The sequence below is a fragment of the Paenisporosarcina antarctica genome (assembly GCF_004367585.1).
GTDB lineage: Bacteria > Bacillota > Bacilli > Bacillales_A > Planococcaceae > Paenisporosarcina > Paenisporosarcina antarctica.
This window is the reverse complement of sequence record NZ_CP038015.1, coordinates 1,279,787-1,300,573: the sequence shown is the minus strand read 5'-3', so window position 1 is coordinate 1,300,573 and position 20,787 is coordinate 1,279,787. Positions and strand designations below refer to the sequence as shown.

At 39.4% G+C, this 20,787-nt stretch carries 28 protein-coding genes and 1 other annotated feature; of the genes, 2 read left to right on the top strand and 26 right to left on the bottom strand.

The annotated features are described in order from the left end of the window. Positions 1–70: 70 nt before the first annotated feature. Positions 71–430 carry a post-transcriptional regulator gene (locus E2636_RS06555; protein ID WP_134209487.1) on the bottom strand — a complete coding sequence of 120 codons (360 nt, stop codon included), beginning with the start codon at positions 428–430 and terminating at the stop codon, positions 71–73. Positions 431–525: 95 nt separating this feature from the next. Here E2636_RS06555 and E2636_RS06550 point away from each other — a divergent pair, with 95 nt between their 5' ends. Then, a complete protein-coding gene (locus E2636_RS06550; protein WP_134209486.1) occupies positions 526–2,031 on the top strand; it encodes a putative polysaccharide biosynthesis protein in 1,506 nt (501 codons plus the stop codon). On the opposite strand, the gene E2636_RS06545 is transcribed toward E2636_RS06550, so the two are convergent. From E2636_RS06545 to safA, 8 genes are all read right to left on the bottom strand, one after another. Then, on the bottom strand, positions 2,018–2,674 hold the full coding sequence (locus E2636_RS06545) for a DUF421 domain-containing protein (RefSeq protein ID WP_134209485.1): 657 nt from the start codon (positions 2,672–2,674) through the stop codon (positions 2,018–2,020). The two genes, E2636_RS06550 and E2636_RS06545, sit on opposite strands and share 14 nt — an antisense overlap. A 159-nt stretch (positions 2,675–2,833) precedes the next feature. Next, positions 2,834–3,091 carry a preprotein translocase subunit YajC gene (gene yajC / locus E2636_RS06540; RefSeq protein ID WP_017381205.1) on the bottom strand — a complete coding sequence of 86 codons (258 nt, stop codon included), beginning with the start codon at positions 3,089–3,091 and terminating at the stop codon, positions 2,834–2,836. Between the two features lie 156 nt (positions 3,092–3,247). Next, the gene (tgt, locus tag E2636_RS06535; RefSeq protein WP_134209484.1) at positions 3,248–4,387 is read right to left on the bottom strand and encodes a tRNA guanosine(34) transglycosylase Tgt; all 1,140 of its coding nucleotides are present in this window, start codon (positions 4,385–4,387) and stop codon (positions 3,248–3,250) included. Continuing rightward, a complete protein-coding gene (gene queA, locus E2636_RS06530; RefSeq protein WP_134209483.1) occupies positions 4,384–5,442 on the bottom strand; it encodes a tRNA preQ1(34) S-adenosylmethionine ribosyltransferase-isomerase QueA in 1,059 nt (352 codons plus the stop codon). The genes tgt and queA overlap by 4 nt, the downstream gene beginning before the upstream one ends. A gap of 22 nt (positions 5,443–5,464) precedes the next feature. After that, positions 5,465–6,466, bottom strand: a complete 1,002-nt coding sequence (gene ruvB / locus E2636_RS06525; RefSeq protein WP_017381202.1) for a Holliday junction branch migration DNA helicase RuvB — start codon at positions 6,464–6,466, stop codon at positions 5,465–5,467. Between the two features lie 18 nt (positions 6,467–6,484). After that, positions 6,485–7,105: a Holliday junction branch migration protein RuvA gene (gene ruvA, locus E2636_RS06520; RefSeq protein ID WP_134209482.1), complete on the bottom strand. Its 621-nt coding sequence runs from the start codon at positions 7,103–7,105 to the stop codon at positions 6,485–6,487. Positions 7,106–7,381: 276 nt separating this feature from the next. Continuing rightward, positions 7,382–8,188, bottom strand: a complete 807-nt coding sequence (locus tag E2636_RS06515) for a phosphotransferase (RefSeq protein ID WP_243840738.1) — start codon at positions 8,186–8,188, stop codon at positions 7,382–7,384. 39 nt (positions 8,189–8,227) lie between these two features. Continuing rightward, a complete protein-coding gene (safA, locus tag E2636_RS06510) occupies positions 8,228–9,331 on the bottom strand; it encodes a LysM peptidoglycan-binding domain-containing protein (RefSeq protein ID WP_134209480.1) in 1,104 nt (367 codons plus the stop codon). 80 nt (positions 9,332–9,411) lie between these two features. On the opposite strand from safA, the gene E2636_RS06505 reads away from it, so the two are divergent. Next, positions 9,412–9,990 (top strand): transcription repressor NadR, encoded by a 579-nt coding sequence (locus E2636_RS06505; protein ID WP_134209479.1) that lies wholly within the window; start codon positions 9,412–9,414, stop codon positions 9,988–9,990. A gap of 64 nt (positions 9,991–10,054) precedes the next feature. On the opposite strand, the gene E2636_RS06500 is transcribed toward E2636_RS06505, so the two are convergent. From E2636_RS06500 to mreC, 17 genes are all read right to left on the bottom strand, one after another. After that, the gene (locus E2636_RS06500; RefSeq protein ID WP_166669489.1) at positions 10,055–10,414 is read right to left on the bottom strand and encodes a hypothetical protein; all 360 of its coding nucleotides are present in this window, start codon (positions 10,412–10,414) and stop codon (positions 10,055–10,057) included. Between the two features lie 9 nt (positions 10,415–10,423). Continuing rightward, positions 10,424–11,296, bottom strand: coding sequence for a prephenate dehydratase (gene pheA, locus E2636_RS06495; RefSeq protein WP_134209477.1), 873 nt, complete (start codon positions 11,294–11,296; stop codon positions 10,424–10,426). A gap of 12 nt (positions 11,297–11,308) precedes the next feature. Beyond that, positions 11,309–11,764, bottom strand: a complete 456-nt coding sequence (locus E2636_RS06490; protein ID WP_134209476.1) for an ACT domain-containing protein — start codon at positions 11,762–11,764, stop codon at positions 11,309–11,311. Between the two features lie 15 nt (positions 11,765–11,779). Beyond that, the gene (gene obgE / locus E2636_RS06485) at positions 11,780–13,069 is read right to left on the bottom strand and encodes a GTPase ObgE (RefSeq protein ID WP_134209475.1); all 1,290 of its coding nucleotides are present in this window, start codon (positions 13,067–13,069) and stop codon (positions 11,780–11,782) included. 3 nt (positions 13,070–13,072) lie between these two features. Then, complete coding sequence (locus tag E2636_RS06480) at positions 13,073–13,603, bottom strand: Spo0B domain-containing protein (protein ID WP_134209474.1); 531 nt, start codon at positions 13,601–13,603, stop codon at positions 13,073–13,075. A 224-nt stretch (positions 13,604–13,827) separates the two neighbouring features. Then, positions 13,828–14,118, bottom strand: a complete 291-nt coding sequence (rpmA, locus tag E2636_RS06475) for a 50S ribosomal protein L27 (RefSeq protein ID WP_026045707.1) — start codon at positions 14,116–14,118, stop codon at positions 13,828–13,830. 15 nt (positions 14,119–14,133) lie between these two features. Continuing rightward, entirely contained in the window at positions 14,134–14,472 is a 339-nt protein-coding gene (locus E2636_RS06470) for a ribosomal-processing cysteine protease Prp (RefSeq protein WP_017381191.1), read from the bottom strand. Positions 14,473–14,484: 12 nt separating this feature from the next. Next, entirely contained in the window at positions 14,485–14,793 is a 309-nt protein-coding gene (rplU, locus tag E2636_RS06465; RefSeq protein WP_017381190.1) for a 50S ribosomal protein L21, read from the bottom strand. Between the two features lie 14 nt (positions 14,794–14,807). Continuing rightward, positions 14,808–14,884: a sequence feature (ribosomal protein L21 leader region), on the bottom strand. 39 nt (positions 14,885–14,923) lie between these two features. Further along, positions 14,924–15,523 (bottom strand): site-2 protease family protein, encoded by a 600-nt coding sequence (locus tag E2636_RS06460; RefSeq protein WP_017381189.1) that lies wholly within the window; start codon positions 15,521–15,523, stop codon positions 14,924–14,926. Then, positions 15,510–16,268: a hypothetical protein gene (locus E2636_RS06455; protein WP_243840737.1), complete on the bottom strand. Its 759-nt coding sequence runs from the start codon at positions 16,266–16,268 to the stop codon at positions 15,510–15,512. The genes E2636_RS06460 and E2636_RS06455 overlap by 14 nt, the downstream gene beginning before the upstream one ends. A gap of 115 nt (positions 16,269–16,383) precedes the next feature. Continuing rightward, a complete protein-coding gene (locus E2636_RS06450) occupies positions 16,384–16,581 on the bottom strand; it encodes a hypothetical protein (RefSeq protein ID WP_166669488.1) in 198 nt (65 codons plus the stop codon). A gap of 56 nt (positions 16,582–16,637) precedes the next feature. Then, complete coding sequence (locus tag E2636_RS18925; protein WP_166669455.1) at positions 16,638–16,787, bottom strand: hypothetical protein; 150 nt, start codon at positions 16,785–16,787, stop codon at positions 16,638–16,640. A gap of 44 nt (positions 16,788–16,831) precedes the next feature. Continuing rightward, positions 16,832–17,794: a nuclease-related domain-containing protein gene (locus E2636_RS06440; protein WP_134209471.1), complete on the bottom strand. Its 963-nt coding sequence runs from the start codon at positions 17,792–17,794 to the stop codon at positions 16,832–16,834. Between the two features lie 67 nt (positions 17,795–17,861). Then, positions 17,862–18,659, bottom strand: coding sequence for a septum site-determining protein MinD (gene minD, locus E2636_RS06435; protein ID WP_134209470.1), 798 nt, complete (start codon positions 18,657–18,659; stop codon positions 17,862–17,864). 1 nt (position 18,660) lies between these two features. After that, positions 18,661–19,332, bottom strand: coding sequence for a septum site-determining protein MinC (gene minC, locus E2636_RS06430; protein WP_134209469.1), 672 nt, complete (start codon positions 19,330–19,332; stop codon positions 18,661–18,663). A gap of 22 nt (positions 19,333–19,354) precedes the next feature. Further along, positions 19,355–19,879: a rod shape-determining protein MreD gene (mreD, locus tag E2636_RS06425; RefSeq protein ID WP_134209468.1), complete on the bottom strand. Its 525-nt coding sequence runs from the start codon at positions 19,877–19,879 to the stop codon at positions 19,355–19,357. Beyond that, positions 19,876–20,778, bottom strand: a complete 903-nt coding sequence (gene mreC, locus E2636_RS06420) for a rod shape-determining protein MreC (RefSeq protein WP_134209467.1) — start codon at positions 20,776–20,778, stop codon at positions 19,876–19,878. Before mreC ends, mreD begins: the two co-directional genes overlap by 4 nt. Positions 20,779–20,787: the final 9 nt, after the last annotated feature.

Sequence of the window (20,787 nt, the reverse complement as noted above, 5' to 3'; positions counted from 1 at the left end):
AAATGGTAATGGAAAATTACCACATAAAAAAAGCGCAACATGGTTATTATGAAACACGTCGCGCTAGGTGTCAAATGTCCTTAAGATTCTGACGACTTTTTATTACTGGTTGTGTCTTGAGTACTTTTTTAGTCGGATTCAATAGCTCTTGTAGGTCCTCCTGTTTAAGTTCTGAGAACCAATTAGACGATTTAAAACCTTCAATTTGAGTATGAGTCATATAATGTGCGGGAGAAGTCCCTAAAATATCATTAACCATTTCAGATACTCCCATTTCCTGAATATCACGCTTTCTCCACTTTTTATTTATGCAGTAGTGCCAAATATCCTCTTCCGTCACAGAATTGTAATTATATAGCCTGAATTCATAAATTTTACTTTCTAAAGCAGGCCCCACAAGTTCAAATAAATCATCATAATTTGCACTCATTTAAACACTTCCTTCTTTTTCGGTTTTAAGCATCGTTATTTTCGCATAAGAATATTGTATACGAGTTTGTGTGACTTGAGAAGGAAGTGGCAAAATTGTCGACATTTTTACGTGGAACGCTGGTATTAATGGGGGCTGTTTTTTTATCAAAGCTATTTGGTTTTGTTTTTCGCATTCAATTTGTGCGAATAGCAGGTGAAGAGGCTGTTGGAATATACACTGCCGCTTACCCCGCTTTTATTTTCTTCTTATCATTGATTCAGTTAGGGTTACCGATTGCCGTCGCTAAGATCACAGCTGAGTTGTATGCTGGGAAAAAACATCTTGAAATACAAGGCCTCATGAGAACCATTTGGAAATTAACTTGGATATCCATCATTATTTTCGTTCCATTAATGTATTTAACGATTCCTTATGTTGCAACCAACTTACTAGAAAATGGAGCGATTGGAAAGACACTTCTGATTGGTTTGCTTACCATACCAATAGCCGCATTATCCGGAATACTTAAAGGCTATTTCCAAGGGTTAGCAAAAGTTGAAGAAACCGCTTGGTCACAATTAATTGAACAGTTTTTCCGTATTGGACTCGTAACTTGGTTACTACCCTATGTTGTAATTCAGTCGAGCCCTGCATCGACAGCTGCTGCCGCCATGATGATGGCGTTATTAGCTGAACTCATGTCGTTCATTTATTTATGGTATAAATACAAGCGTGTGAAACGAGTTACCGGAACACCTATTAACTATCCTTCTTCTCCTATTTTACATGTCGCTCTGCCTTCAGCTGGAAGTCGATTATTCGGTTCATTTACATGGTTTTTAGAACCGATCATATTTATTAAAGCTTTAGCGGTAGCCGGTGTTGGAGCAGTGGCAGCTACTAATTTATATGGGATGATTTCAGGTGTATTTATTCCTTTACTGTTGTTTCCTGCGTTTATTCCGTACGCGTTATCCATAGTATTAGTTCCTGCTGTAAGTGATGCCAGAGCAAGATCGAACCGTGGAATGTTACAAGAACGAGTATCTCTAGCTATGAGAGTTTCTGCTATTACTGGGTGTTTTGCTGCTACTATATTTTATTTGCATGGTGAACATATTGTACGCGTTTTATTTCATGTAACTGAAGGTGAAGGTTATATGGCCCTATTAGCTCCTGTGTTCTTTTTTTATTACATACAAAGCCCACTTCATGCCATATTGCAAGCCATGCATGAAGCAAAAGCAGCCATGATGAATTCTATATATGGAGGACTTGGAAAGTTATTTGTTATGTTTGTGTTAGCTTCACAACCTGGAATTGAAGAAAAAGGTGCGATATTAGCCATTGGTTTTGGTGTTTGTTTAACTTCTTTTTTACATATGGCTACACTGCGACAAAAAAAAGAAGCCGGACTAGGCTTCACATTTTTTGCAATTCCTTATTTAATATTTATTTTAGTGACAATTCTTCGTCCTGTGTTATGGCCTTTAGGGGAAATGCCTTGGGTCGCTGATAGCATGGTTACAGGATTAATAATTTTAGCTGGCTTGATCGTATTTCGCCAAATTCATGTATCCGACATTCGTCTCCTTCGTAAACTTATCAAGAAGACTTAAAGCGTTCTCGTAATTGAACATATAACTTTTCTCGTTCATAACTACAGTAGAATACCGTTTTTGGATCATAAATATGAATTTGCTTTAATTCATCGAGCAACCATTGTTTATCATGTTGAATTAATTTAAGATGCCCTTCTTGTATGTCTCCATCAACAATGAGCGGTAAGACAGGATGATCTCCCTCAAATTTAAATACGGATAAATTACCTGAAGGCTCTAAAAAAGCATAGGACACATCTTGAATGGACCCAATTTGTTGTTCGCGTAGCTGTTGAAATAGGTCGTCTAAATTGTAGCGTATTTTGCGCATTTCCGATTCAATAATTTCTCCATTGCGTATTATAACTGACGGATCACCATCAATTAAGTCTCGAATTTTTTTACTTTTCAATGACATATACGAAGTTACAAATTGAATTAATAGTAATAAAAGCATTGGCAAAATAGATTCGAATAAATTGCGCTTTGGATCGTCAATAGCATACGATGCAACCTCTGCAATGAGGACGAAAATAACTAAATCCATTAGGCTAAGTTCTCCTACTTCTCGTTTTCCCATTAGTCTAAAGATGATTAATATTAATATATAAAGAAAAATGGTCCGCCACGCTATAGTGAAAAGTATCCCAATTTCACCCATTATGTATCCCCTTTTTCTACTTAGTATGAGAGAAAATGATGGGCATTATACATAAAAAACCTGTCCTCCCTAAAGGGAAGACAGGTTTTTATGTACATAGTTATTGTTCAAATAAAGCTAATAGTTAATCATATCTTTAAAATGAACACGTACTTATAGTCACTCGACAACACGAGTGATAGCCGCACGTTCGAATTGAAGGCGTGTACCATCTGCTATAGTTACAAAAACAGTTGTGTCGTCTACAGCGTCCACTAAAGCGTGAAGGCCACCTAACGTTACAATACGATCACCACGTTTTAAACTTGATTGCATAGATGCCGTTGTTTTTTGACGTTTTTGTGCTGGTCGAATAATGAAAAACCACATCACAACAAACATCAATATAATTGGCGATAAACCGATTAATGTTTCCATTCTCTAAATTTCCCCCTTTTTTTCTAAAAAACATGTTTTCAAAAAGAGCATAAACAGAGCCGTTTGTGAAATTCAGGTTTAAAATGCACCTGTCGTGCAGGTCACAGCTTAATTTAGCAGACTTTTTGAACATCGTCTTCAGCTAGTATACAAGAATCAGAAATTTTTTGCATTAGGTTTGTTATATCCATACTGTTCAAAAAACTCTTCTCGGAAATCTCCAAGGCGATCTTCACGTATCGCTTGACGTACTTGCTTCATCAAATTCATTAAGAAATACAAGTTATGGTATGAAGTTAGGCGTATTCCAAATGTTTCTTCTGCTTTGATTAAGTGACGAATATAAGCACGTGAATAGTTCTTACATACATAACAGTCACAGTTTTCGTCGATTGGGCCGAAATCACGAGCATTTTGTGCTCCTTTAATAACTAATCGTCCGTTACTCGTCATGAGTGTTCCGTTACGCGCGATACGTGTAGGTAATACGCAGTCAAACATATCAACGCCACGAATTGATCCATCTATAAGTGAATCTGGTGATCCAACACCCATTAAATAACGAGGTTTATCTGCAGGCATGAAAGGTGTAGTGAATTCTAGAACGCGATTCATTACGTCTTTCGGTTCTCCTACTGAAAGTCCACCAATTGCGTAGCCTGGAAAACCGAGTGATACAAGATCCGCTGCACTTTGGCGACGAAGATCTTCAAATTCCCCACCTTGAATGATACCAAATAACCCTTGATCAGCTGGACGAGCATGCGCGTTTAAACAACGTTCTGCCCATCGTGAAGTACGATCCACACTTGATTTCATATATTCACGAGTTGCAGGGAAAGGTGGACATTCATCAAACGCCATCATTATGTCAGAACCTAAATCATTTTGAATTTCCATTGCTTTTTCCGGGCTCAAAAACATTTTGTCACCATTCATATGGTTACGGAAATGAACGCCTTCTTCTTCAATTTTTCTGAATTCACTTAAACTGAAGACTTGGAAGCCACCAGAATCCGTTAAAATTGCACGGTCCCAGTTCATGAATTTATGCAAGCCACCCGCTTCTTTTATAATATCGTTTCCTGGACGTAACCATAAATGGTAGGTGTTACTTAAAATAATGCCAGAGTCCATTGCTTTTAAATCTTCTGGAGCCATCGTTTTAACCGTTGCTTGCGTTCCGACAGGCATAAAGGTAGGTGTCTCAAAAGAACCATGTGGTGTATGCACAATGCCTAAACGTGCTCCTGTTTGTTTACATGTTTTAATTAGTTCATATCGAATAGCTGTCATGCACGAACTCCCTTCTGATTTGCGGACGGGCGAATAAACATCGCGTCGCCAAAACTAAAAAATCGGTATTGATGTTCTACAGCTTGCTCATAAGCATGTAGTATTTTATCTCGTGATGTCAGCGCACTGACTAACATGACAAGGGTAGATTTAGGTAAATGGAAATTGGTAATCAAGCCATCAATGCACAGAAATTCATAACCTGGGAATATGAAAATGGAAGTCCATCCGCTATCTTCTTTTAATTGACCATTAAATTTGTTCGCAACGGTTTCAAGCGTGCGTGTAGAAGTAGTACCAACAGAAATGATACGACCACCTGATTCTTTCACCCGGTTAATCGTCTCTACCGTTTCTTTTGATAGTCGATAAAACTCAGAGTGCATTTCATGATCGTCTATCGATTCCACGCTCATAGGTCTGAATGTCCCGAGACCTACGTGAAGTGTAAGAAAAACGACTTCAACACCATTCGAACGAATTTCATCTAATAATACGTCCGTAAAATGAAGGCCTGCTGTAGGAGCAGCTGCTGAACCACGTTCTTTTGCAAAGACGGTTTGATACCGATCTTGATCATCTAATTTCTCACGGATGTACGGAGGTAACGGCATCTCTCCTAATTGATCAAGGATTTCATAAAAAATCCCTTCATAGGTGAACTTGAACAATCGGCCGCCATGATCCGCTTCTCCAACACATTGAGCACGGAGTAAACCTTCACCAAATGATACCATCGTACCAATTTTGACGCGCTTAGCTGGTTTTACAAGTGTTTCCCATACATCTTCTTCCGTTTGTTTTAATAGAAGAATTTCAATATTTGCGCCAGTTTCTTCCTTTACACCTAAAAGACGAGCTGGGAGAACGCGTGTATCGTTTAACACCAGGCAATCTCCTGCTTGAAATTCATTAACGATATCTTTAAACGTGTGATGTGAAATTTCACCACTGTCTTTATCCAATACTAAAAGCTTGCTCGATGTTCTGTCGGCAAGCGGCGTTTGTGCAATCAATTCTTCTGGTAGTTGAAAATCAAAATCTTTTACTTGCATGGTTATATACTTCCTTTAATCATTATTCCTCAAAATAAGGGTAGTTGAAATGGTCATATGCGAGTTTCGTTACAACACGCCCTCTTGGTGTGCGTTGTAAGAACCCAATTTGCAGTAAGTATGGCTCATACACTTCTTCAATCGTCGTTGATTCTTCTCCAATAATTGCAGCAATTGTATCAAGTCCAACTGGTTTTCCTTTAAAACGTTCAATCATACCTAAAAGTAATTTATGATCGATATGATCTAATCCTAGAGCATCCACTTGCATCAATTCAAGAGCTTCTTGAGCAGTATCAATTGATATTATACCGTTTCCTCGAACTTGTGCAAAATCTCGAACCCTTTTTAATAAACGGTTCGCAATACGTGGTGTCCCACGAGAACGGCTGGCAATTTCCCCCGCTGAAGGGTGGTCAATTTCCGCCTCAAATAATGTAGCACTGCGAGACACTATTTCGGTTAGAGCTTGATTGTCATAGTAGTCAAGTCTTAGTAATACCCCGAAGCGATCACGCAGAGGTGCCGATAATGCCCCCGCTCTTGTGGTGGCACCGATTAATGTGAACGGTGGTAAATCAAGACGTACCGAGCGAGCTGAGGGACCTTTCCCGACGACAATATCAAGACAGAAATCTTCCATTGCCGGATATAATACTTCTTCAATGGAACGGTTTAAACGGTGGATTTCATCTATAAACAATACGTCACCTGGTTCAAGTGAACTGACAATCGCAGCTAAATCGCCAGGACGTTCAATGGCTGGGCCGCTTGTCATTCGAATATTAACTTCCATCTCGTTTGCAATCACTGCTGCTAAAGTAGTTTTCCCAAGTCCAGGAGGTCCATACAGGAGTACATGATCCAAGCTTTCTTTACGCATTTTAGCTGCTTTTACAAAAATATCTAAATTATTTTTCACTTTTTCTTGTCCAATGTATTGAGATAAATACTGTGGACGCAGTGATTGTTCAAAACGTTCATCAAACTCCGAAATTTCGGTTGAAATTATACGTTCTTCCATGCACATGACCTCCCTTCATCAGCCCTGTTTTAATAGCAACTGTAACGCTTTTTTCATATAGCCCTCTGTATCAAGCGCTTCTGGTAGAGCATCTAATTTTGGGCGTACTTTCGTCAATTCACGTTCTGAGTAGCCAAGAGCAGCAAGGGCTAAAAATGCTTCTTCTAATTCAATCCTACCTGACGTTTCTGGGAACAACTGAAGTTCGTCTTCACCACTTGCCATGTCGAAATCAATTGATAAGTCTCCAAGTTTTCCTTTTAAATCAAGAATCATTTGACGTGCTGTTTTTTTCCCAACACCGGGGAATTTCACTAAAAAGGTCTCGTCTTCCCGTTCAATAGCTTGAACCACTTGAGACGGTTGTCCACTTGCAAGTATGGCTAAAGCACCCTTTGGGCCAATACCAGAGACTTGAATCAGTTTCCTGAAAAGCTCTCGTTGCTCGAGTGAAACGAAGCCAAAAAGTAGTTGTGCATCTTCGCGCACATTTAAATGTGTAAAGATTTGTTGTGGCTCTGCCGACACACGAAAAGCGTATGGATTTGGCGTAAATATTTGCCATCCAATACCTTGTTGTTCAACAGTCATATATTCAGGAGTTACACGTGTTACCAATCCTTTTATGTAATCGTACATTTAAAGTCTCTCCTCACATTCAACGTACTGATTATAGCACAAAACGAATGTTCGTAGAAAGTACCCAAACATGCATGATTAAATATAAACAACACCCGCAATCATAAAATCACGGGTGTTGTTTTGTTTAATCTAGTTATCGTAAGCAAGACTTCACAGCAGTTGGCTAGAACAGGCAATCAACTTTCATCTTTTTTTCGAACTTATCAAATTACATAGCCATTTATTATGCTAAAATATTTCATTTAACCAGTAACGGCTGTTCGATTTTCATCATTAAGGGTTCACTTCATCCCATAATTGAGGCATACGTTGTAACGCTTTATCGGTGAAAATCTTTAATTTCGGTAAAAACATCCGAAGTTGAAGATCTGATAAAGTCGTCGCGTACAACCACTCACGCATCAGTTCATTTGGAAATAATAAATAATTCCAATCGATTCTGCGAAGAGAAGGATGATCTTGAATAAGTACTTTTAGATTATAATCGTAATGCGGTAACACTCTGTGCGACCATAAAATCAGTTCCACTTCTGCTGGACCTAAACAGGCTAAATCAAAATCAATTAAATATAGCTTGTTATTTTTATCGCGAACGAAATTATGATGAACGACATCCCCGTGCAAGAGTGTTAATCGATTACGCGAAATTGGTACGAGTTGATTTATTGAATTTTTTGCTAATTGTGTAATTTCTTTTGTTTTTGAAGAACCCAGTTTTTGATGAAGAAATTCTTCAAGCTGTTGCCATTTTTCTAATCGATGTTTCCATTTCCGTATTAAATCAATTTCTTGGAAATGGCTAGATTTTTCCCATTTAATATTTCTTCCCGAGTTATGAAGTTGATGAAGTAAAGAAATTGATTTGAAACGATCTTCCTTGTTACTAAATTGCACTTTTCGTCCACTATCAATCCACGGTTGTTGAATAATGAGTGGATCAGGATATGGCTCAATCGGCACCATAAGATCCTCACCCATTATAGTTAATTGTTCATGTATAAACCGAATTTTATCTGCTTCCTCTTGAATGTCGTACTTTTTTATTGAATACATATCGGATCCAATTTGCCATTTCCACACATTTGACTTTAATTGGACGTAATGCCCACGTTCCACTTTTTAATAGTAACGAACTGGTGTAGGATATCCCCATTGCCCTTGTGGAGCGGGCAACATATGACAAGGAGTGCATCTCATATACGGCATCATATGGTGTGGCATCATTTGTTGCGGCATCATATTCGGGTCATGCATCATTTGTTGCGGCATCATATTCGGATCATGCATCATTTGTTGTGGCATCATATTCGGGTGATGCATCATTTCATCACTTTCTTGCATGACATCAGGTGAAGGACCTTGTTGTGGCATATATCCACTAGCTGGTTGCGCATAACTTGGCTGTCCACATCCGCAAGGCGGTTGCTGGTGTTGATAATAAGCTGGTGGTGGAGGGCCGCATGGTGATGGCGCTTGTTGGTTTTCGTAGTACTCCGGTTGTAGTTGTTGTTGATAGTACTCTGGTGGTGGTGGCCCACATGGTGATGGCGGTTGTTGATATTGTGGTGACAACTGCGGTACTTGGAGCGATGATTCTACATCTCCTAATGAACTTGAGTCATCTAATTGCCAACCTTGTGGGAGTTTTGGTGCAGGTATATGTTTCGGTAGTGGTTTCGGTTGTGGTTTCTGTATTGGTGGAGTTGTTGGCAGCACTTGTGGCTGATGAACATCCATATCTGGTACAGGAACCCAGCCATAAGGAACTCCCATATATGGAGGTACCATTTGTGTCATTGTCAAATGTTGATTAATAGGTTGTTGAAAAACTTGTGGTGGCATTTGCATGGTCGGTTGAGGTATAGGTTGTGGCTGTTTTGGTTCTGGCATGTGTATATGGATAGGTTGCATCGGTGGATATGGCTTTGGTTGTGGCATTGGTTGTGGCATTGCTTTCGGCATTGATTTTGGTAATGATTTTGGTAATGCCTTAGGCACGTATTCCTCCTTGTTATTTTTAACAGGACGATCGTTAGCGTAAGGGTGATCTTTTATCTCTTGCTTTTTTGTCGACTTCTCAGGAACAAAGATTTTCATACCCGGCACAATATAATCGGGATTTGCCAAATGCGCGTTTAAACGTTTCACTTCATCAAAAGATACACCATACTGTCTTGAAATTTTCCATAGTGTATCTCCTTTTTGCACAACATGTACGTGCAAAATACTTCCCCCTCTCATCATCTATGTATCCTATGAATAACGATTTGATTTTGTCACTTAATTGGTGTACATGATAAACTATGAGAACAAGTGCAAGACTTATGCATGTAAAGGGCGGGATTGTGTTGAAGAAATTATTAGGTGAAGAACGACGCCAACAATTACTTGCCATGTTAAAGACGGCAACCAATCCAATAAAAGGAACTGATTTAGCGAAAGAGTCCGGGGTTAGCCGACAAGTAATCGTGGGAGACATGACATTATTAAAAGCTCGTAATGAGCCAATATTAGCTACGAGTCAAGGTTATGTGTATATTAAGAAATCGACTACAACTCACGTGTTCGAACGTCAAATTGCTTGTGTGCACGCACCAGACGATGCGAGAGAGGAATTGTATACCTTAGTCGATTCAGGTGTGGTGGTGAAAAACGTCACCGTTGAACACCCTGTGTACGGCGAATTAACGGCATCCATAATGGTGGCCAATCGACATGAAGTTGATTTATTCATAGCACGGGTAGAAGAAACGGGAGCTAGCTATTTATCCGAATTAACAGACGGTATTCATTTACATTTAATTGCAGCCACTTCAAGTGATTACATAGAAACTGCAATTGCAGGAATGCGCAGAAAAGGATTTTTAGCAGATGAAAACTGACCACAGGAAAAAAGGCCTGAATCACTTGTATAGTGATTCAAGTCTTTTTTTGAGTTTTAGGAGATTATTGGTTATTTGCCACATTGAGCGTCAAAGTTGCCTCAATCGGACGGAAAGTTGCCACATTTACAGTAAAAGTTTCCACTACATCACAAAAAAACACAAAAGCCTGGTGGACTTTTTCGCTGCGCTCTGTTTTCGTGCAGAGATAGGTCTTTTTTAGCTTATTGGCTTTCATAGTGATTGGGGTATTTTTAAAATTAGGAGGTAATTGGTTAGTTGCCCCATTCGGATAGAAAGTTGACCTAGTTAGAGCCAAAGTTGCCACAGTGGAACGGAAAGTTGACTCAGTCAGACATAAAGTTGCCTCAGTCGGACGAAAAATCACTACAATATCACCAAAATAAAAAAGGAATGGACGCATAGTATGCATTCATTCCTTTTTGTATGTAAAATATGTCCCGAGAGATTTCACTGCGCACCCTAAAGCACGTAATTCTTCTATCGCTCCTAGCATCATCGGTGTTTGTTCATCTTCTTGGACATCCACGATAAAGAAATAGTGGCCAAGTCCTGTTTTTAACGGCCGTGATTCTATTTTACTTAAATTCAACTGGCGCCATGCAAATACGGACAACACTTGGTGCAGTGCACCGGATCGATCGTCCACTGGCAACGTAATCATAAGTGTAGTTTTTGGCGTTTCGTCATGACCTTTTTTATCAAGCTTGAGATTCGCCTTTTGAAGGACAAAAAATCGAGTATGATTGAAATGAAAATCGTGAATATTCGCCTCAACAATTGTTAAGCCGTATTTTTTGGCGGAAAAATCATTGCCGATAGCAGCTATCGTAAGTTCTGGATGTTCAGACACATATTTCGCTGCAGCTGCAGTCGAAGTTGTCTGCTCAAGAGGTACTCCACGAAAGCGGTAATACAAATATTTATGACACTGTGCGAGTGCGTGAGGATGCGATAATACCATTTTGATATCTTCTTTGTTCACTACTTGCTCAGGATGAACCATAAAATGTTGCTCAATCGGCGATAAAATTTCTGCACAAACATGCAATTCTACATCGTGAAACAAATAGTCAAGGGTTAAAGGTACAGATCCTTCCAATGCATTTTCAAGCGGAACAACAGCAAATTCAACTTCACCATTGGACACTGCTTCAATGCATTCTGGAATCGTCGTATAAGGCATTAACCACTCACCTGCGAATGCTTCACCTGCCGCTAAATGTGTAAAGGATGCTTCTGGTCCTAAATAAGCAACACGTGATTCGAAGGCTTGTTTTCCCATGTAAGTCACTCCTTAAGATGCGCCAGAGCTAATAACTTCCGCTGACTCCACAAAATCTAAACGTTTTAATTGTTGAATAAAATCATCTAATTGTACATTCATAGCAGTTACATCTAGTGAAAGTGTCACATTTGCGCGCCCTTGAATAGGAATTGTTTGATGGATGGTCAAAACATTACATTGCACCTGTGCTACTGTATGTAGCAATGTGGCCAGTGTTCCATTTCGATCCTCTAGTTGTAGAAACACAGTCAAAATTCGTTCACGAACAATGGAATGGAAGGGAAAGACGGCATCTCGATATTTATAAAAAGCGCTACGTGATAAGTCCACTTTTTTTACCGCGTCCCAAATTGACGCGACTTCTCCACTTTGCAACAAATGCTTGGCATCAAGCGTTTTTTGCATCGCTTCCGTCAACACATCTTCACGTACTAAAAAATATCGTTGTTCAGATACGTCTTTCATATCCATCCTCCCTTTCTATTCGATGAATTCAAACTCGAACTCAAGAAGTCTAACAATATCTCCATTTTCAGCGCCATTTTCCCGAAGTGCTTCATCAACACCCATTCCGCGAAGTTGACGTGCAAAACGACGAATTGTATCTTCACGAGAGAAATCAGTCATTTTGAATAAGCGCTCGATTGATGAACCGCTCAATACAAATGCCCCATCGTCATCACGCGTAACTTTGAAACCATCACCAGCAGATTGGTGTTTGTAAAGAACCGTTTTGTCTGATTCTTCTGCAGTCATTTCGTTAATAACGAAGTCTTCCGTCACTTCTAGTAAATCGGCAATTGCGAATAAAAGTTCGTTTAAGCCTTTACGTGAAAGTGCCGAAATCGGGAAAATCTTCACATCTTCCGGTAATTTCTTTCGGAATTCTGCTAAGTTTTCTTCAGAATCAGGCATATCCATCTTATTTGCAACCACTAATTGTGGACGTTCAGTTAGACGCAAGTTATATTGACGAAGTTCTTCGTTAATTGTTACATAGTCCTCATAAGCATCGCGTCCTTCAATTCCAGACATATCGATTACATGTACAATAACTCGTGTACGTTCAATATGACGTAAGAACTGATGACCAAGACCAATACCTTGGCTAGCCCCTTCAATAAGACCTGGCAAATCTGCCATAGCAAAGCCACGGCCATCTGTCGTTTCAACCATTCCTAAATTCGGAACAATTGTTGTGAAGTGATAAGCAGCAATTTTAGGTTTCGCTGCAGATACAACAGATAATATGGTTGATTTACCAACACTTGGGAATCCAACTAAACCAACGTCAGCTAATACTTTTAACTCTAAAAAGATTTCGATTTCTTGGCCAGGTTCGCCTTTTTCAGCAATCTCTGGTGCTGGGTTTTGTGGTGTTGTAAAGCGTGAGTTTCCACGTCCTCCTCGTCCACCTTTAGCAATTACAGCCTGTTGACCATGTTCTACTAAATCAGCTAAAACCGGTCCACTCTCTCCAGTCATTACAACTGTACCAGGTGGAACTTTAATAATTAAATCTTCTGCACCACGTCCGTGCATATTTTTACTTTGCCCGTGATCTCCACGATTTGCTTTAAAGAATCGTTTGTAACGGAAATCCATTAATGTACGTAATCCTTCTTCAACTTCAAAAATTACGCTACCTCCGCGTCCACCATCTCCGCCTGCAGGTCCACCATTTGGTACATACTTTTCTCGACGAAACGCGACCATACCATCGCCGCCATCTCCGCCTTTTATGGCTATCTTTACGTGATCGACAAACATAGACTATCCCTCCTTGCTTTCTTCTATATGAAAACGCCATTTCTTGGTCGTTTTACATTCATGGGTCAGTGTAACTTGTGGTTCGCATGAAATTTCTTGTGCTATTGATTCCCATTGTCCAGTTGCTTCAAAGGTGATTCTAAATTCAGACGGGATACTTACAATATGAATATGCAATTGTTGTTCCACAAATGGATCTAACTGGTTATGCAACAAATTCGTTGCTTGGTCAAGCACATTATAAATTTGTTCATCTAAAGATTCGTTACACGAAGTTTCAATATGACTCGTAATATTGAATTGAAATCCTAAAAAACGCCAATTTGCGGTTTGTAACCACTCTGAAGTGAACGGTATGTTTAACTTAGTTAATTCATAAATCGCTTTAACTTCTGAGGTGTAATGATCAATGGCCGCTTTCGCCTCTTCCAGTCGTGCAAGATCAATATTCATCTTGATAAGCTGCAACTGATTTAAAAAATCATGCCGTGCAAATCGCAATGCCTCATTTACTGAAAACGGTTTGTCGGTCATGTGCACACTCTCCATTATGCTAATGTCATTTCCTTTGTATACAAAGAAATGATGCGATTTTATTGCAAATATTAAAAGTACAAAGCTCAGCTCTAGTTATACAGTTTGAGTTCGAAGTCTTAATAGCTAAACGAACCGCGATTGAGCTAGACACACTTTGCACATATTAGTTTTTTAATAAAAAGAAAAAGGACTGCAGTTATGCAGTCCTTTGGCTGTTTGAATTAAGCTTCTTGAGCTACAGGATATACACTAACTTTTTTCTTGTCACGGCCATAACGCTCAAAGCGTACAATTCCGTCAACTTTTGAAAAAAGTGTGTCATCTCCACCACGGCCTACGTTTTCACCCGGGTGAATTTTAGTACCGCGTTGACGGTATAAAATTGAGCCACCCGATACGAATTGACCATCAGCGCGTTTAGCGCCAAGGCGTTTTGATTGTGAGTCACGACCGTTACGGGTCGAACCTACTCCTTTTTTCGATGCGAAAAACTGAAGATCTAATCTTAACATCATCTGTTCCACCTCCTACTTTTTTTGAAGGGTTATTTTTATATGTTGTCCATAATCTTGTTCAATCGTTTGTAAAGAAACAATCATCGCTTGTACAATTAATTGTACCTGTTCATTTGTTTTTGGAACTAGGTTCTGAGAAAACGAGACTTTGAGAAATCCTCCGTCTTGCCCTTGCTTAACGTCAGGAATGACTTTTGTAAGTTCAACGATTGCATTTACTGCTCCAAAAGAAACAGCAGTTGCGGCTGCACACACTAAATCTTTTCCATGCTCAGCAAAATCTGCATGGCCCTTCATTTCAAAAGAACAAATGTGATCAGATTGATCTTTTTCAATCGTTACTTGTATCATATTTTACACATCTTACAGATTGATCGAATCAATCACAAGTTTTGTGTAAGGCTGACGATGACCTTGTTTACGACGGTAGTTCTTTTTAGCTTTATATTTGAAAACTGTGATTTTTTTAGCGCGGCCGTTTTTCACGACTGTTGCTTTAACTGTTGCACCTTCCACGAAAGGAACGCCAACTTTCACGTTGTCTCCACCTACGAATAATACTTTATCAAATGTAAAAACGTCCTCAGCATTCACATCTAATAATTCGATGTAAATTTCTTGACCTTTTTCTACTTTGACTTGTTTACCACCAGTTTCGATAATTGCGTACATTTTACTGCACCTCCTATTAGACTAAGACTCGCCTTAAAATGAGGTGATCTTTGCAGATACTTTAACCTCTTCAGAGCGGTTGTAGTAGCACGGGTGCTACAAACAATAACATTAATATTTTACCATAACTCTATGGGAGCGTCAACTGCTTCGTAACAATTTTATAATAAGCTTCTTCGTATTTTCGATACTGCCACGAACGAATATTTTGAAATGCGATAAATGCAAAAATGAAAGTTAGATGAGGTTGGTTATATGTAACTAAAATCAGCAATGTCGATGCGCAAATTGAAATCGCTAAATGTGTATGGTGGTGGCGTTTTGGAATTATAGATCTTAAGGCTTGTCCCCCGTCTAAGGGCAATATTGGAAGTAAGTTTAACGCAAGTATAGTCAACTGGACTTGATTAAAAAAAGCTTGTCCAGGAAAATCAAAAAATTGCGCGCCTAAATAAAGGATAGATGTAGCCAGTGGACCAGCAATGGCAATTAGCCATTGTTGATGAGGAGGAGCAAGATAGAGATTCTTTATCTTAATTTCTCCTCCATACGGAAGAATTGTGCAACTCGTCATTTTGAGACCCGTCCATTTAGCCGCTGTAATATGTCCTAGTTCGTGAATGAGTAAAGAACCAAAAATAATACTATAATGTGCGAGTTGCGCAGTAGCAATGAGGTAAATAATAATAGGCAGCATGATTGGATGTAGTCGAATATTAGTAAAGTACATCCTTCATCCATTCTGTGACTGCAGACGAATCGAGGCTTTTACCTCCTCGTTCTACTTTCACATACATCGATCCCGGTTTCACTTCTGCAATTAAATCTTTTGCTGACACTGCTGTATACGGTAAATTCGAAAAGTTTTCTACAAATCCATACGTCACGATATCCCCGCTATTATAAAGAACCGTCATCGTTTTTCCCGTGTGACGCGTATGTCCAGTAAACAGAATGATGCCATCTTCCCGAGCAAATACTTTTATCTGTGTAGTGTAAGAAACAATCACTCCATTTTCATACGGTTGCATCGATTCGTACGTCGCCATCGTGGGAATCATAGGGTCTTGTTCCTGCATTGCTACGACAGGAATTAGCTCAGATTGCCAAGTTGACGGAAGTTGAGCGAGTACGAATTCGCGAGCTATTTGAAGGTCTCTCCCTTGAGTGAACACTGTGCGAAGTTTTGAAGTTTGACCATCTTGTTCTTGTATTTGAATAATTGCGATGATGCCAACGGTGAAAATGCATGCCATGATCCATTTTTGTGCAGATTTCATGCCGCAGCCCCCTTTTCGGGTAGTATATGCAGTTTGGTAACTAGAGATTACAGGCTGAAAAGATGAATTATTCAATGGATTTTGGGCGACTAGCGCAACTTTTGATATAAATGGAGCAACTTTTTGTCTGACTGAGGCAACTTTTGTTGTAAATGGAGCAACTCTCTGTCCGACTGAGACAACTCTGACGCTCACTGGGGTAACTTTCTGTCCAACTGGGGCAACTAACCAATTGTCTCCTAAAATTTCTTCATTTCTGTTGCTAAAAAATGCTCCAGTAACTCTATTCTTATTGTTACAACTCTCCCACTCATAATAGAGCGACACTGCTCGAAAACAGAGCAAAGCGAAATGAACCATTTGTTTTTTGTGGTTGTAAAGCAACTTTCACTATTATTGTTGCAACTTTTGTTGTAAATGGAGCAACTTTCTGTCCGACTGAGGCAACTCTGATGCTCACTGGGGTAACTGAGGCAACTAACCAATTGTCTCCTAAAAATCCATTCATTTCTGTTACTAAAAAATGCCCCAGTAACTCTATTCTTATTGTTACAACTCTCCCACTCATAATAGAGCGACACTGCTCGAAAACAGAGCAAAGCGAAATGAACCATTTGTTTTTTCTGGTTGTAAACCAACTTTCACTATCATTATTGCAACTTTTGTTGTAAATGGAGCAACTTTTTGTCTGACTGAGGCAACTCTGATGCTCACTGGGATAACTTTCTGTCCAACTGAGGCAACTAACCAATTGTAACCTAAAATTTCTTCATTTCTGTTGCTAAAAAATGCGACAGTAACCATGGTTCAAATTTCAATTTATAGTGTCGACTACGATTGGTCCCCATACTATCTTCAGACATTTGTTTGAGGACGCGTTTTACCAAGTGTTTGTCCTCAATCCCCAACCACCACATCACATCTTTACTTGTAATTTGTCGCCCAAAAAGCAGTTGATATTCTTGCAAAGTTGCCATATGTGCATTCTTATCTCGACAACCACAACTACCGCACAGCCATGTCGAATAAATTCGTTGCATTCCGACGCAAAAACATGACATGCATCTCACACCTGTGAGAATCATAACGCGCTCAATTCCGAGTCTCTCCAATAACTCATCATCATGAACCGGAATGGAGTTTTGTTTCAAACTGTGTTTTACTTTTTTCATTTCTTCAGTTGTCATCAATTTTTGACTCATCGCTTCCATCCGTTCAAGTGAATCGCACACGGCATCGATTGGAATTGCTGGAAAAAGTGTTGGTGGTTTAATAACAATCCCAGCTCGACTCGCAAACACGATCAGACCTTTAACAGGCATTTCCAATTCTTTGCGATGAAGCCTTGCCTGTAAAAGTTTCACTGCACGTTGCAATTGAAGTTCTGGATTTCTCATGCCTTCTTTGTTTCCATCAATTATCCGATAAAATTGTTGCGTGATGGGATCAAAATAAAATTCACCTTTCATATTTTTCACTTCCAAAATGCATATTAACTTTGGCGTCACAACAATGACATCAATTTGCACATGATCTAACACGACATTTCGATAAATTTCAACTTTAGATGTTAGTCGGGCTTCTTCCAGATACTTCATTACTTTCTCTTCACCCGAAAATCCCGCTTTCACATTTCGATAACTCTGCTTAGCTTTCAAGTTACATTCTGTGCGTGAATTTAATATACTAATCCGTAAAACGCTTAATTCGTATGTTTTCAAATTATTCAGTCTAATCTCCCCCTAAAAAAATCCCCCACTAGTTTAAAAAGTGAGGGATTCAGCTAATTTATTTAGTAAGAACTTCTAGTATTCTAGAAAATACGTTTTTGCGTTTTATGTCCATCGACATTAAAGGAACAGATTCGCCTAAAATACGACGGGCAATGTTGCGGTAGCCTTGAGCTGCTCGTTTAGTTGGGTCCATAACAATGGGTTCACCTTTATTAGAAGATGTAATAACACTTTCATCATCCATTACGATACCAAGTAAATCAATTGATAAGTGCGTCGTAATCTCATTGACATCTAACGCATCGCCAGCTTTCATTAAATGTTGACGAATACGGTTAATGATTAATTTTGGAGGTGCAATATCTTCTTGCTCAAGCAAGCCAATGATACGATCCGCATCACGCACTGCCGAAATTTCAGGTGTCGTGACGACGATTGCACGATCTGCTCCTGCCACTGCATTTTTGTAACCTTGTTCAATACCTGCAGGACAGTCAATGAGGACATAATCATAATCACGTTTTAATTCTGATACGAGTTCTTTCATTTGTTCAGGATTAATAGCGTTTTTATCTGTCGTTTGAGCTGCTGGAAGTAGGAATAATTTATCATCAAAACGCTTATCTTTAACTAAAGCTTGATGCACTTTACAACGACCTTCGATTACGTCAACCAAATCATAAATGATGCGGTTTTCTAAACCAAGCACAACGTCTAGGTTACGTAAGCCGATATCGGTATCGATTAAACAAACTCTTTTTCCTTGAAGTGCCAATGCAGTCCCAAGGTTAGCCGTTGTCGTTGTTTTGCCAACGCCTCCCTTACCTGAAGTAATTACGATTGCTTCTCCCACATTAGCTTCCTCCTCTGAATGTAGATAATTGCGGTCTTAATAAACGCAGTTCTTGTAAGCGATCTATAGCAATGAAGCCATTCGCATGCAAATACGCGCATTCCATTTCCGGTTGTTCCGATAATATGGTCAGTTCATCTGTCATCAATTCTATTGCTTCAGCAATCATAAGATGTGTAGCTTCTAGCCATGATGCGGCGATGACCGATTCTTTATTGCCTTTTGCTCCGGCGTGAGCGATTCCCTTTAAACGCCCAAGAACAAAAATATTACCCCCTGCAATAAGCTTACCATTTGGGTTCACATCTCCAACGACCACTAAGTCGCCTTCCGCTCGGACAACTTGTCCAGAACGCACGATGCCGACAAACGTTTCCGATTGACGTTCCAAAACGCGTTGATTGCTTTCTTCAACAGATATAACATCGCTTTGCACTCTTGAGACACGTAAATGCGGAGACGTGTGAACACAGGCAATCAGTTCTCTTTTTTGACCTTCTGAACAGTAGCGATTGCCGAGTTGTAATAATACCTCTGCTTGTCCTTCGATGCCTTCGTCCGAAACTTTACGTTTTATTTCTTCCACCAGATCGGCATACGCGCATTGATCATCCAGCCGAAGCACTAGACCGTCTTTTGTTCCTTTTATAGAGACTAGATGCTTATTCGTCAAATGCGTCACCTCACGCGATAAATCAATTTGGCTGATTTAATCTTTGCAACAAACGTGCATTGATTACGTATTTAAATGCCCAGCCGAGCACCACTAAGAAAATTGAGTTTGCAATCATTGTTGGAACTAAGCGTTCGCGCACAAATACTTGTAGAGAAATATCCGTCAATCCAATTAATGAAAAGAATTGGTATAACGCGAATTCAAGTCCAGTAACTAGCACAAGTGACATTAAGGTCGTCACAATTAAATGCTGGTGAATGTATCTCATTATAAAACTAGCTATTAAACAAATTAATGGATATAAGAAAGAATATAGTCCAATAATATCAAGGAAAAACACATCATACAAGAGCCCAAAGAATAATGCATACGCCATAGCGCGATTACGACTATAGTAGATGGATATGAATATTAAATACATGATGAGGAATCGAGGGATTAAATAACGATACTCCCCACCAATATCGAGGGGAGAAAACAGACCGAAAACGGGTTCAAGATAGAATAATGCGACTGCAATGGCCGGAACAATAAAGCGCATCAGGATGCATCCTCATCTTCAGCGACATCATCTGTCGAAGTATTATCTCCGTCAGCACCATCAACCGTGGTCATTAACCGTTTCGCAATTATTACATGGTCAAGTAATTGAAAATCAGCTGCTGGTTTGATATACGCCATTTTTGTTAAGCCATAATCGTCAGTCGAGACTTCAGTAATTTCACCAATCAAAAGACCTTGCGGGAAAATCCCACCAAGTCCTGAAGACATGACTTGCTGCCCTACTTCTATTTCAATATTAGAATCGATTCGTTTTAAAATGAGTTCTTTTCGCTCATCATCGTATCCTTCAATTAAGCCGAATGCTTGTTTTTTACCCATAACCTTCGCTGATACACGATAGATTGGATTTTGTGTCGATAAAAGTTCAACAGATGATGTAAACGGTGTCGTGAGTATTACTTTTCCGATTAAGCCCTGTGCCGTAATGATCGCCATGTTTTTTTTAACCCCATGGACTTCGCCTTTATCGAGTATTACTTTTTTTTCCCACTGATCAGGGTTTCTCGCGATTACAGTTGCCTGAATCGGCTCGTATTCTCGAAGATCGTCTTGCTTGTCCACGATTTCTCGTAATCTCGTATTCTCGGATGCCAAATCGTTGACATCCGCTTGCAATTTCGCGAATTCTTCTAAACGACCTTTTAATCGTTTATTTTCTTCGTACGTATTTAACAAAGAATCGACATTATCAAAAACACCTGTTATGTACTGTGTTGGTTTGGAGAAAAGTGATTGTCCAAAACCAACTACATCTTTAACGATTTGTTCAGGTAGAGACGCATTGTCACGATCTTTGAGAGAGAAGCTGATCAATGCCACAAGAAAAATAACCCCGACAAGAAGCAAAATTAATCGCTTATTCGAAAAAAATTGTGGCATTAAAAACGG

Bases quoted from the DNA above. Each gene is read 5' to 3' on its own strand.
- E2636_RS06555 (WP_134209487.1), bottom strand. From the start codon at position 430: ATGAGTGCAAATTATGATGATTTATTTGAACTTGTGGGGCCTGCTTTA.
- E2636_RS06545 (WP_134209485.1), bottom strand. From the start codon at position 2,674: ATGGGTGAAATTGGGATACTTTTCACTATAGCGTGGCGGACCATTTTT.
- yajC (WP_017381205.1), bottom strand. From the start codon at position 3,091: ATGGAAACATTAATCGGTTTATCGCCAATTATATTGATGTTTGTTGTG.
- tgt (WP_134209484.1), bottom strand. From the start codon at position 4,387: ATGACAGCTATTCGATATGAACTAATTAAAACATGTAAACAAACAGGA.
- queA (WP_134209483.1), bottom strand. From the start codon at position 5,442: ATGCAAGTAAAAGATTTTGATTTTCAACTACCAGAAGAATTGATTGCA.
- ruvB (WP_017381202.1), bottom strand. From the start codon at position 6,466: ATGGAAGAACGTATAATTTCAACCGAAATTTCGGAGTTTGATGAACGT.
- ruvA (WP_134209482.1), bottom strand. From the start codon at position 7,105: ATGTACGATTACATAAAAGGATTGGTAACACGTGTAACTCCTGAATAT.
- E2636_RS06505 (WP_134209479.1), top strand. From the start codon at position 9,412: ATGAGAACAAGTGCAAGACTTATGCATGTAAAGGGCGGGATTGTGTTG.
- E2636_RS06500 (WP_166669489.1), bottom strand. From the start codon at position 10,414: ATGCGTCCATTCCTTTTTTATTTTGGTGATATTGTAGTGATTTTTCGT.
- pheA (WP_134209477.1), bottom strand. From the start codon at position 11,296: ATGGGAAAACAAGCCTTCGAATCACGTGTTGCTTATTTAGGACCAGAA.
- E2636_RS06490 (WP_134209476.1), bottom strand. From the start codon at position 11,764: ATGAAAGACGTATCTGAACAACGATATTTTTTAGTACGTGAAGATGTG.
- obgE (WP_134209475.1), bottom strand. From the start codon at position 13,069: ATGTTTGTCGATCACGTAAAGATAGCCATAAAAGGCGGAGATGGCGGC.
- E2636_RS06480 (WP_134209474.1), bottom strand. From the start codon at position 13,603: ATGACCGACAAACCGTTTTCAGTAAATGAGGCATTGCGATTTGCACGG.
- rpmA (WP_026045707.1), bottom strand. From the start codon at position 14,118: ATGTTAAGATTAGATCTTCAGTTTTTCGCATCGAAAAAAGGAGTAGGT.
- E2636_RS06470 (WP_017381191.1), bottom strand. From the start codon at position 14,472: ATGATACAAGTAACGATTGAAAAAGATCAATCTGATCACATTTGTTCT.
- rplU (WP_017381190.1), bottom strand. From the start codon at position 14,793: ATGTACGCAATTATCGAAACTGGTGGTAAACAAGTCAAAGTAGAAAAA.
- E2636_RS06460 (WP_017381189.1), bottom strand. From the start codon at position 15,523: ATGTACTTTACTAATATTCGACTACATCCAATCATGCTGCCTATTATT.
- E2636_RS06450 (WP_166669488.1), bottom strand. From the start codon at position 16,581: ATGAATGGATTTTTAGGAGACAATTGGTTAGTTGCCTCAGTTACCCCA.
- mreC (WP_134209467.1), bottom strand. From the start codon at position 20,778: ATGCCACAATTTTTTTCGAATAAGCGATTAATTTTGCTTCTTGTCGGG.